Origin of the sequence: Novosphingobium percolationis, from assembly GCF_020179425.1 — a bacterium.
In the GTDB taxonomy this organism is placed as follows: Bacteria; Pseudomonadota; Alphaproteobacteria; order Sphingomonadales; family Sphingomonadaceae; genus Novosphingobium; species Novosphingobium percolationis.
The window spans coordinates 97,696-109,455 of sequence record NZ_JAILYM010000009.1; the positions used below are offsets into that span (position 1 = coordinate 97,696).

Here is an 11,760-nt window from a genome sequence, read left to right on the forward strand (position 1 = left end):
CCCGGTGCGCATGCTCGGGGAGAGCTCAGTCAGCGCATGATATGCCACGCATTTGGCCGATCTTCTGATCACTTCCAACAGGGACTTAGGCCGCTAATTCGCGCTGTTTTCCGAGCTTTCTGCAGGAACCGGTCTCACGCTGGCAGCAATTTATGGCCGATCTTGTGGCCGATCTCAGAAATCTGCCCGGCAAGGCACGTTTGGATGCTGCCGACCGAGAGCATAAAGAGGCGTCTATCGCTCAAATCGGCCATCAGAAGACGCGCACCATTTCGCCCTCGACGCGCGCCCTGACACGGGGACGCAACCCGGTCCTCGACACCAGGTCGACCCTCGTGCCGAGGCCCTCGGACAGCTCGAGCATCGCGCCCGCCTGGTCGAAAAGACTGAACGGTCGGCTCTGATCGTATTCGAACAGCAAATCGAGATCAGACGCGTTCCCGGCTTCATCGCGCGCGGTCGAACCGAACAGGTACAGCGCGATGATGCCGCGCTCACGCAAGCGGCGCTCAAAAGGCTTGAGCCTGGCGAGAGCGATATCCCTTTTCATGGCCCCTTGTGCAGAACGCCGCCGGACGGCGCAATTGCTTCATCTCTCGCCCATGCCAACGGACCCTAACTCTCCTCCGCAAACCGTTTCGCCAATCGTGCGCTGGCGCCGCTTTTGGCGGCGAGTTTCGCGCCGTAGCGCAGCACGGTGCGCGCATCACGCCAGCGATAGGCCTGCATGATCGCGGGCAGCCCCTCGCCCGCCGCGAAGTTGTCCTGCGCCACGCCGACGCGGATCGAATGCGAGGACACCGCCTTCAGCCACCGCTCCAATTCGGCCTCGCCCATCGTCCCAAGCAGGCCCTTCTCCCACGCCCGCCGGATCAGCCGCTGGACAATCGGGGTGATGCTGTTGGGATGCAGCCGATCGCCCCCGATGCGGTCGATCGACCCGTCAAAATGCGTGACCACCCGGCGCAACAGCGGCCCACGGGTAATGTCGGCCGCTTTGCGCCAACGCGCGATGGCCGTCATCGTCGCCGGGCTGAGATAGGCCTCGGCGCCCGCCTGCTTGCGGTCGGTTTTGCTCGACGGGATGTGCAGCACGCCCGCCCCTTCCGCGTCGGGTCCCTCGATATGCGCGACGTCGATCGCCACCAGCTCGGAGCGCCGCGCCGCGGTATCATAGGCAATCCGCAACAGCGCCGCATCGCGCAAGCCCAGCGCATCGGGCCGGCACGCCTTGAGCAGGTGCGCGAGGCACACCCCCGCCGCCGGGCTGTCGAGATCGGCGATGTCGCCCTTGAAGCGGATCGCGCGGGCCTGCCGCTGACGCACGCCGAGATGATTGCGCGCGGCCTTGCGCTCGAACTTGACCAGCGGGTCGGCGGTCGGGTCGGCTAGCCCCGCCATGCGATAGGCCCACCCCACATGGACAAGGTAGCGCTCGATCGTCGCCATCGCGCGCACAGTCTGGTCCGAACGATCGACCCCGGCGAGCGCGCGGATCCACGCCGCGACATCGGCGGGGGCGGCCACGCCGGGCGAGACGCCGCGCTTCCGGCACCACTGCTCCCACAGGCCGAGGTCCGAGCGGAAGGCGCGGCGCGTGTTGACCGACCAGCCCCGCATCGCCGCGTCGAGCAAAGCCTCGTCGATGCGAACACCCGCCCCAACCATGCGGCGCACGTCCGCGACCAGATCCTCGGGCGCGGTACTCAGGCGGACAATCGCGGTCGAGGCGGGCGTTTTCGGCATCGGGGCGAGGATAGGCCAAGGCTTCTTATATGTATAGAGACGCGATAAGCAGCTATTATCATGCCTAAGGCGATAAGCACGTGGACGATAAGACCACATTCCGTCTATAAATTGGCCATGAACGCCCCTCCCCTGCCCCTCTGTGCGCTCGCCTGGACGCCCGATCTGGCGGCGGCGCTGGCCGAGGCATCGGCCGCCGTGGCGCGGCTCGACGCGCGGATTTGCGCGAGTTCTTTGGCCCCGGCGTGGCGCCTGCGGGCCAGCTGGGCGGGCTACGCCGCCGCGCTGCGGCTGCAAGCCTTCGCGGTCGACGAAATCGACATTATTGCTCACGCATGCGGTCTCCAGCTGGCCGGAAGGCCCCGCCTCGAAACAGCGGCGGATCCTTTTGCCGCCCTCGCCCCCTGGCAGGCCGGCTTCTCCGAAAAGCAGGGACGGCACTGGCGCGAGGACCTGTCCTTCAGCTTCGACCCGCCCCAGGGCTGGACCGAGGCCCCTGCCCTCGTCCGTGCGCTCACGCTGCTCGACGCCTGGGTCCGCAGCGACAAGACCATCGCGCCCTGGCTCGCCTTCCCGGTCGTGCTCGCGCGCATGGGGCTGACCACGCGCCCCCTGCCCTGCCTCGTGCTCGGCGATCCTGGACAGCGGTTTGCGATCGGCCCCCGCCCCGCCCTGCTCAAGCGGCTGTTGAAGCAGCTGCGTCGCGCCGCCGAGGATGGCCTCATCCGGCTCGACCGGCTCGAGGACCACGCACGCCGCACCGCCGCCGCGATCGCGCGCGAACGCCGGCCCGGCCTGCTCGCCGATCTCGGCCGGCTCACCCTGGCCCAGCCTTGCCTTGCCGCGCGCACGCTCGCCCCTTTGCTTGGGCTCACCATTTCTGGTGCGGGCAAGCTGCTCGAGCGCGCGACCCGTCTCGGTTTGCTGGTCGAGACATCGGGCCGCGCCACCTGGCGCAGCTACCTTGCGCGCGACGTCGCGCTGACGCTGGGGCTGATCGCTCCGCCGCTCGGCCGCCCGGCGATCCCTGCGCCCCCCTCCCCTGCCCTTGCACCCGTGCTTGCCGCCTTCGATGCCGAAATGGCCGCGCTCGATGCGCGCCTGGCGCGACTTGGCGTGAGCTCGGTAGGTCAAAATTCGGAAGATACTGATTTATCGCGGGAAAATTGACGTCACCGGAAACGCCCCTCACAGCGCGAAAACGCACCCTCGATAGGGGTGGGGAGCGCAGAGGCCGCCAATGCGTTCACGGGGCTTCTGAGGGCAAAATTTGGTGTTTTGGGTCGCTTGGGCGCATTTTGGCGCGTCATGGGGTTTCGAGCCCCGGAAATCGGTAAGAAATTCACTTTGGGCGTCCAGGCGATCGATCGCCCGCTGAGCAACGTCGCTACTGGATGCAGCCCTTCGCTCTCGTGCACCGTATGTCCCACGTCGCACGAGGTTCATGGCGGATCGCATTCAAGGCCATGACGACCAAGCATGCTGAAGGCTCAGCGGGGAAAGGGTGGGCATTGGTCTGCGTGGCCGGTCGCGATCCGAGGGCCGCTGAGATTTGTCTCGGAGGTCCCCTGCCCTGCTGATGTCCTGCGCAAGGGAATGTTGTGCGCTGTCGTGGTAGGTGAATCAGGAATGGCGTTTGCGACCCTCTGCTCCCAAAGCAGATGCGCTTTCTGACTTCGCTTTGGCGTATGGTCGATTGCGCTGCGTGGTGATGATATCAGGCGGGGGTACCTTCCCACGGTTGCATCCCGTCCAGATGGCTTGGTCGATTCATGGTGCTTGCCATGGGCCCGGATGTCGAAAGCTTGCGTTCGAGGTGGGAGCATCGTCTTGTGCAGCAGCGCTGACTGATAGGTGCCATGGTCGTCATGATATCGGAGACGTAGTTTAGTCGCAGCGAGAAATCGGATCGATGGTGGCAGGAAGGTCCATCGTCAGATTTGGGATTCGAAGATCGAGTATCGCAATCCCCCATGAAAATTCAAAGGAAGGATGCGCCGCAGGCGCCGTTAGAATCCTTTTACAGAGAGATAAAAAGTTAAGGTCGACCGCGACGCGCCCGACTCGGTGACTCTTGGCGAGTCGGGAAGGGTGTGCCGTTCCTGAAATACCGGGCAAGCGTTCCTGAAGTACCCTCTTGGCGTTCCTAATGAACCGTGCCGCCGTTCCCATTATCCCGTGCCTCGTTCCTAAAGTCCCGTGCCCGCCTCTTCGAGAGCGAGCGTCTTTCTGCTGGGTAAAACGCGTTTTACTCACGGCAGAATTGGCCGAAATCTGCGTCATTGTGCTAGTTTAGCGGATGGAGATACGGGCGGAGCGCCCCTCGTGGCTGGGACTTTGCCGCCTCCCCTGCCCCTCTCTAAGTGTGAACACCCGTCTGATTGAGATTGCCGCTCACGGGACTTTAGGAACGCTAGGAAGCTGCCCCATAGTGCTAGATATTCCGGGTTTCTGGAGTTTGGCACCGCCAACCGTGGGCACTCTGATGGAGGACATCCGATGTCGCGGAGGTGTGGCACGGTATTTTAGGAACGCAGGCCGGCTTCATCTGGGAGTGGACGGAATGTGCTGCGTTTGATCTGGTTGGAAGTAACGCAACGCGCTTTGACGTGCCGTTCCTAATGTACCGCCATCGGCAGTGAGCAGCCGCATAGGCAGGATGTCCGGACCTTTCGGAAGATATTCAACCCGACGAATTGCGGGTCACTACGGCCTGACCGGTGCTGAAAGTGGCTGCACTGGGCGCCCTAAAGCTCAACGCTGCGGCCCAAGCCATACAACCCGGTACATTAGGAACGGTCTCGATCACTGCTGTTGCCTGCCAACGACGCAGCACTCCCTGCCCGCGTATCGGGTGGTAGGGGGCGTACCTAACAGCTCGGGTAGGGAATGAGATCCCTCAAACCCCTCGTTCCTGAAATACCGAGGGTAGGGGGCAAGTCAGTTCGCTGAGCGCTGCTTCGAGCAGAAGGTCGCAAAGATCTGAGTGATGTTTGGCGCATCAAATGCGATTTCTCGCTGACGCAAGAAGGCACGAAATTCGTCACCGATCATGCCATGGTCGCGTTGAGGCGAGGGCAGGTTCGCACGTGCGATTGCACCAAAGGCGGTGTGCGCAATGTGGCCTGTTCGAGGAAATTCGATCGAAGGTGCAGGCGCAGGGGCAACCGTACCCGCCTGCTTGGAAGCGGGCAGGGGAGGGGGGGAGGCCTGTTCCTTCGACGCGTCTTGTGGTCGCCGCGTCATGCGCAACAGGGGCTCTGCTTCGCTTCGTGTTTCAAGTTCGAGCGAATAGCCCGGCAGCCCGTTTTCTTTCGCGATCTTCGCGATCTCGAATTTAAAGCGACGGTAATCGCCCTCGGCCCCGGACTTCTCGAACAGTGTCGGCATGGAGATTGCGAAACCATCGGCACCCGCACCGCCTGCGTGCTTGCGGGCAACGCGATAGAGCCAGCGTTCACGGCCACCAGTCAGCGTAAAATAGGCGGGGTCGATTGCGAGCACCCCCCCATCCATGAGTACGCCGTCGTAAAACCATTTGGCTAGGGTGATCCGCATGCCGCGGATCTGGCCGGATCGATCCCGGATCTGGCTGTAGCTGTCGATCCACGAAAAGGTCGTTTCGACAGCGTCTCCGGAGCGAATGTTGGTTTTCACGGTGGTGGACTGAAGGCGGTCAAGCGTGTTGCCCAGCAGATCGTACGCTCTGCCGCCCACATCGCGCTTGAGCGTCTTGAGCATGTCGTAGGGCACGATGTGAAGCGTTTGAGGAATATCGTTCGAACCACGGCGCTTTTGCTCGATCAGCACCGATGCACAGTAGATGAGAATGTCGAGGTCGTAGATCGTTGCAAGACCATATTCGGAGTTGGCCGAGACATGGACAGTGATCTTGCCGTCGGGGCTGACATAATCGATGGGCTTGAGCCGCTTGCGCTTCGAGAGCGAGAAGAACGGACGTTCCATGGTTTCGCGCTGATCGCGCAGGGGAAGGGCCGTCAGTTGCGGCAGAAAGAGGTCGACCTGGCCTTCGTCACATTGCTCTTGTGACATCTCGCATCCCACAACAGGTAAAACGCGTTTTACCTAGAACTAAGGTAATGAAAAATATGGAAAATAACCAAATCAGCGTGCGAACTTCGCATTCTCGATTGCCGTCCGCAGGCTGTCGAGAATCTCTTGAACGGACACTCGTCCCTTGGGGTTGATGTTGATGGTGATCCCCTTGGTCCGCGTGTCGGCGAGGATGATGCCTACCTCATGTCCGGAGCTGGACTTGAGTGCTGGCTTCGATTTCGGCGAAGCTTTGACACGTGGTGCAGAGGTTGCGCTCGAGAGGCGCTCGCATACCTTGCTGCCTTCGATTTTGTCGGCCCCAGCCTCCCTGAGAGCGCGCTGCTCCTCGGAAATCGCGCGTGCTTCCTCAAGAATAATCCCACGACGCGTATCGTCTTTCAGCAAGGGGGAAAGACGCATCCCGTGTCGGATCTTCAGATCGCCAGGCTCCGCGAACGCGGCGACGACCTCGTCAGGCAATTCAGCCAATTGCAGAAGATTATGCAGGTTCTGCTTCGGAATGGCCAGACGCTCAGCCATCTTGGTGCGGACGCCGTGGTAGTAGGCGTCGATGGCGTGCCGATAATTTCGCGCACGCTCGAGATCGGTGACGTCCTCGCGCTCACGGTTCTCCAGATCGGCGAGGCGAAATGCCGCCTCATCATCGAGGCTCTCGATCCGGGCGATAAGATCGATTTCGGAGTGGTTGTTGGCATTCAACCAGCTCACGGAGAAGTGGCGTCGAGTGCCAACGATCAGTTCGTACTGCCGTTCGGCGTTTGGCGTGCGACGCACAACGACGGGCTCTCGATTGGTCCCTTCCTCACGGATGGATTCAATCAATGTTGCGCAACGGTCGTAGTTCAACGCAGCATGATCGCGGGCGTTGCCTGGCCAGATAGAGCACTCCGATGGCTTGAGACGGAGAGTGGGGCGTTTGACGGTCCGAGCGATCTCATCAAAAGCAAGGCCGCGCCGTTCAAGGAATGACGGCGTGACTGGTTCGTCTACCGGCTTGTCGGCAGCAACTGGCGCCTTGTCTTCACTTGCAACCGATGCACTCGTCGCAGGTGGGGAGGTGCCAATGCTTTCGATCGCGTTGGCCAAAAGGCTCCGACGCTTGCCGCCCACGCCGCTCATACCGCCTCCGTCAGACGATCGGTCCCGACCTGGGCCATGCGAGAAGGCCATTGCTTGCAAATGTCCTTCTCGATTTCACGGAACACCATATTCAGGTTATCCCGGCAACGGACATAGGTCTGGTGCGAGCCATAGGGTTTGTTGACCTCGTAGATCGAGGACATTGCCAGGCCGGCATTCTTGATTTCTTCAGACAGAAGGATGGGCGTCGAGAGCATTTGCCCTGCGTACGTCTTTTCCATGACCTGGAGCATTTGCGCTTCGTTGGTGCGACTGGGCTGGAACATGGTGCAGACCACCCGGATGAAGCCGTAATCGATCGAGGTGTCGAACTTCGAAACCAGTTCCATCGCCTCGCGACAGGTCTGCATGAAGTGGATCGTCGAGAGATAATCCAATTGGCGCGCAGGCACTGGGATCAGCAGGCCGTCCGCCGCGGTCAACGTGTTGACGCCCAGAAAGCCCATGGCCGGCGGCGGATCCAGGATCACAACGTCGTAATCCAGGCGAATCTCCTCAAGTCCGACACGCAGCATGCGGAACGCACCTGCAATCGCGGTTGGACCTTCCTCGATCGTCGCAGTCAGTTCCCATTCGGTATCTTGCAGACCCAGGTTGGCAGGGCAGATGTCGATATTCGGCCAAGCCGTCTTACGGATCGTCTTGCGAAGCGAGTCCGCTTCGTCGATCCGCGGGGACAGGAAGTTCGAAAGGGTGTGAACCTCTTCCACCAAGGCTTCGAGATTGACGTCGAACATGACGCTCATCGATGCCTGCGGATCACAATCAACGACCAGCACCTTGTACCCGCGCAGCGCGAGGTAATCCGCCAGATGCTTCGCGGTGGTCGACTTGCTGACACCGCCCTTGAAGTTCTGGACAGCCATAACAACCGCGCGTTCGTCGGGCAATTTGCCCATCTTGATGCCAAGGGCCTCGCGAATGGCGATGAGGTCATCGACAGTGTAAATTCGGCGCCCGTTTGATGCGGTTTTTGGTGCAGGCAGGCGACCGCGCGCTTCTGCTTTTGACAAAGCTTCAGGTGTGCGGCCGAGGAATTCGGCCGCGACTGTAGCGCCCATGGCAATGTTGAGCATCTTACGGTCAGACGGATCGATAGCCGCCTGGCGCAAGACGGTCTTGGCATTCTCACAAGACGTAATCATCGCATCGAGAATCTGTCCCGAAAGCATGAGAGTGTCCCTCTTTGAGCTCAGAAACTGCGCTGGTTCGTGAAAAACGCCATGAAATTGGCTATGATCCCGGACAGGTATGGCAAATTGGTGAGGGTTAGTCAAATTTGGCTGGAATCTCCGTGTTCAATGCCGACACAGCGAATTGGACGCGCCTTGTCCAGGACATCGATTGGCGCGATTCGCGTTCGAGCGATGCTAATCCCTTGCGACTGAAGGCCCGAAATCGCGGGCAAAGTTTTCCACCGAACTGGGACAGAGCAGAGGAGGGGGCGTGAAGCGGAAGGAACCGTAATCATGCCGCTGACCGCACACAAACCAACGCAGGCCACTCTCGATCTTGTACGAGCCCTCAATGGGCGATGGCATGGAGAATGCGCCATGTGCCGCTGCCCGGCACATGATGATCGAACCCCAAGCCTATCGATCCGGCAAGGGGATCGCACGATCCTTGTGACGTGTTTCGCGGGATGTGACCGCAGGTCGATCATGCGAGAATTGCGGCGCATCCACCTGTCCTCCCACGCACCCCCTTTGAAGTTCGAACCGGTCCGAGAGGGCAACTGGTTGCGCCTGTGGCGGGAGGCGCGACATCTGCAGGGGACAATTGGCGAGCGGTATCTCGTCGCCCGGAACCTCGCAATCCTGCCGCCAGAGCTGCGCTTTCATCCCCGCTGCCCGCTCTACCCGCGCCCCCTGACGGTCTTTTATCCGGCGATCGTTGCTGCTGTGCACGCGAACGACGCGCTGGTCGCGATCCATCGAACCTTCCTCGATTCGGACACGGACCGGGTAGCAAAGGTCGATACACCCAAGCGTGCGCTCGGACATCTCGGGGAAGGGGCCGTCCGCCTCGGCGGGACGGTCGCCTGTAGGCTGGGACTGGCGGAAGGCATCGAGACGGCTCTCTCCGCAACGCAGATATTCGGCATTCCCTGCTGGGCGACGCTCGGTAACGAACGCTTCGGCAAGGTTGCGATCCCCAACAGCGTCACAGAACTTCACCTGTTCATCGATGCCGACAAAGGCGGAAGGCTTGCGGAAACTCGAGCCCGCGCTGCGCATGGCAGAAGCCGGCGGACAATCTTCACCCATTGCCCGCCGATTGGCGGCCAGGACTGGAACGATGTCCTGATGGCGGCAGCAACCGATGATGCGTCCAATGCTTCGGGAGGGGAGGGGGGAAGGGGAGGCTGAGGCCTCGCAGGTTCAGGGGCCTTGTCAGGAGGTCCCATGTCCGGTTCCAGTCTTGCCCTTGCTTTCGATGTTCCTGCCGAGCCGCTGGTGCTGGTCGCCGCCCGCGCGGTTGCCGCACGTCTCACCGCGATCCAGCGGGTTGATCGCGGCGTCCTCAATTCGATCATGGCGACGGCGTTCGGCGGCAGCGATGCCGAAGGGCGCTGGTCGGTGCGCGATGCCCATGCTGCGCTCGAACTGGGGCAGGTGCTGTGGCTGCGGGACAATTCGCGCCTTAATGTCGCGTCGCTCCCGGTGGTCGTCGAAGGCCTGCTTGAGATCGCCGCGGGCCTGGTGCCAAACCAGACGGTGCGCAGCGAGGAGCAGATCGAACTCCAGCAGTTCGCAACACCGCCACGCCTCGCCTGGCTTGCTACGAGGGTCGCGGGGCTAAAGCAGACGGACTGCGTGCTCGAACCTTCGGCGGGCACGGGCATGTTGGCGGTCTGGGCGGTAAAGGCGGGCGTGCGGCTTGTGCTCAACGAAATCTCGCCGCTTCGGCGCGAGTGCCTTGGGTACATCTTCCCTGACGCCACGATCAGCGGGCACGATGGCGAACTGATCGACGATCTCCTCGATCCCGCGCTGCTGCCGTCGGTCGTGCTAATGAATCCGCCCTATTCACATGGGATCGAGCGCGGGCACGATGGCCAGACCGCGGCGCGCCATGTTCGTTCCGCGTGGAAGCGACTGGCCTCCGGCGGGCGTCTGGTCGCGATCCTTCCTGAATGGTTCGACCTTCACCGTTTCATGCCGAGCCTGGGTATCGGCGCGACGTTGCGGGCCAACCTTGGGGTTGATCGCGCCTTTGTCCGGCATGGCACATCGATCGCGACGCGCCTTGTCGTGATCGACAAGGTCGTGGGGAAGGGCAGGCCCGTCATTGCCAGGGCCGGTGATCTTGCCCGTCTTGCCGAACTGGTCGAGGCGATTGCCCCGCGCGAGAGCGTGGAGTCGAGCCGGACGATGCCGGCGCGAACGCCGCTGAGATTGCCGATCCTGCCCAAGTCTGGCCGGACGGCAATTGCCCCACCACCGGCACGCACCGCGGGGAAGGCGGGGGCAGCGCCCTGCGCATTCGAAGCCTTGAATGAACCCGCCCCGATCGCGGAGCAGGTTGGTCATTATCTACCCTACAGGCCGAGCCGTATCCGGATCGACGGCGCGGTCGATCATCCGACGCCTCTGGTGGAATCAGTGGCGATGGGTTCGATCACCGCCCCGATTCCGACCGAGGTTCCTCAGCTGCCGGCAGGCCTGATCGAAAATGGAGGGCTCTCCGCAGCACAGGCCGAAACGCTGATCTACGCTGCGAGCGCCCATGCGCGCGATCTGCCGGGCAAGTTCCGCCCCGAAGACAAGGGCTGCGCACTCGCCTCCGATGCCGAGGGCGCGGCCTACCGCATGGGCTACTTTCTGGGCGATGGCACCGGCGCGGGGAAGGGCAGGCAGGTTGCCAGCGTCATCCTCGACCGCTGGCTAAGCGGCGAGCGCAGGCATATCTGGGTATCGAAGAACGAGGCACTGCTCGAGGATGCGCGGCGGGACTGGACCGCGTTGGGGGGCCTTCCCATCGACATCCAGCCTCTGGCCACCTGGAAACTGGGCGCCCCGGTGGCGATGGGCGATGGTATTCTCTTCGTCACCTATCCGACGCTGCGATCAGGCCGGAACGATGCGACGCGACTTGATCAGATTCTCGCGTGGGCGGGTGAAGATTTCTCCGGCGTGCTGGTCTTCGATGAAGCGCACGCCATGGCCAACGCGGCCGGTGGCGAAGGCTCGCGAGGCAAGGTCAAGGGATCGGAACAGGGCGTGGCCGGGGTTCGCCTGCAAAATCTCCTGCCGCGTGCCCGTGTGCTCTATGCCTCGGCCACCGGCGCTTCGGACGTCAACAACCTCGCCTATGCAACAAGGCTGGGTCTGTGGGGACCCGAAACCGCGTTCGCCAACCGCGAGGCCTTCGTCGCCGACATCCGCGAGGGCGGGATCGCGGCCATGGAACTTGTCGCGCGCGACCTGAAGGCACTGGGTCTCTACACCGCGCGCGCCCTTTCCTTCGCGGGCGTAGAGTACGAGATCCTCGAACATGCGCTGACGCCCGATCAGGTCGCCATCTACGACGTCTATGCCGATGCCTGGGCGGTGATCCATGCGAACCTGCGCGAAGCCCTCGAAGCGACGCGCATCGTCGACAGCGACGGTGGGGGCACGCTCAACAGCGGGGCCAAGTCCGCCGCGCTCTCGATCTTCGAGGGGACGAAGCAGCGGTTAGGTCCGCCTGGCCAGACTGTATCCTTTGCTCGCGATGAGGGGCAGGCCGACCGCCGCGCTAACCCAAAAAGCTGGCGGTGGTCGGCCTGTCCCTCGCGTCGCGCAGCGACGCCCG

General features: G+C 62.3%; 8 protein-coding genes. 3 read left to right on the forward strand and 5 right to left on the reverse strand.

The window, feature by feature from the left end:
- Nucleotides 1–253: 253 nt before the first annotated feature.
- Together K3A84_RS18980 and K3A84_RS18985 are read right to left on the reverse strand one after the other, a co-directional pair.
- Complete coding sequence (locus K3A84_RS18980) at nt 254–550, reverse strand: nucleotidyltransferase family protein (protein WP_225011099.1); 297 nt, start codon at nt 548–550, stop codon at nt 254–256.
- Between the two features lie 65 nt (nt 551–615).
- Nucleotides 616–1,746, reverse strand: coding sequence for a tyrosine-type recombinase/integrase (locus tag K3A84_RS18985; RefSeq protein ID WP_225011100.1), 1,131 nt, complete (start codon nt 1,744–1,746; stop codon nt 616–618).
- A gap of 117 nt (nt 1,747–1,863) precedes the next feature.
- Between K3A84_RS18985 and K3A84_RS18990 the strand changes: the two genes are divergently transcribed.
- Entirely contained in the window at nt 1,864–2,916 is a 1,053-nt protein-coding gene (locus K3A84_RS18990; RefSeq protein WP_225011101.1) for a hypothetical protein, read from the forward strand.
- A 1,770-nt stretch (nt 2,917–4,686) separates the two neighbouring features.
- Here the strand turns inward: K3A84_RS18990 and K3A84_RS18995 are convergent.
- The 3 genes from K3A84_RS18995 to K3A84_RS19005 form a co-directional block, all read right to left on the reverse strand.
- Nucleotides 4,687–5,799 (reverse strand): replication initiator protein A, encoded by a 1,113-nt coding sequence (locus K3A84_RS18995; RefSeq protein ID WP_225011102.1) that lies wholly within the window; start codon nt 5,797–5,799, stop codon nt 4,687–4,689.
- A gap of 72 nt (nt 5,800–5,871) precedes the next feature.
- Nucleotides 5,872–6,942: a ParB/RepB/Spo0J family partition protein gene (locus tag K3A84_RS19000; protein ID WP_225011103.1), complete on the reverse strand. Its 1,071-nt coding sequence runs from the start codon at nt 6,940–6,942 to the stop codon at nt 5,872–5,874.
- Nucleotides 6,939–8,135: an AAA family ATPase gene (locus tag K3A84_RS19005; RefSeq protein ID WP_225011104.1), complete on the reverse strand. Its 1,197-nt coding sequence runs from the start codon at nt 8,133–8,135 to the stop codon at nt 6,939–6,941. The genes K3A84_RS19000 and K3A84_RS19005 overlap by 4 nt, the downstream gene beginning before the upstream one ends.
- 534 nt (nt 8,136–8,669) lie before the next feature.
- On the opposite strand from K3A84_RS19005, the gene K3A84_RS19010 reads away from it, so the two are divergent.
- Nucleotides 8,670–9,332, forward strand: a complete 663-nt coding sequence (locus K3A84_RS19010) for a DUF7146 domain-containing protein (protein WP_225011105.1) — start codon at nt 8,670–8,672, stop codon at nt 9,330–9,332.
- A gap of 36 nt (nt 9,333–9,368) precedes the next feature.
- Nucleotides 9,369–11,760: strawberry notch-like NTP hydrolase domain-containing protein (locus tag K3A84_RS19015; protein WP_225011106.1), on the forward strand; the 2,392-nt coding region annotated here is incomplete at its 3' end.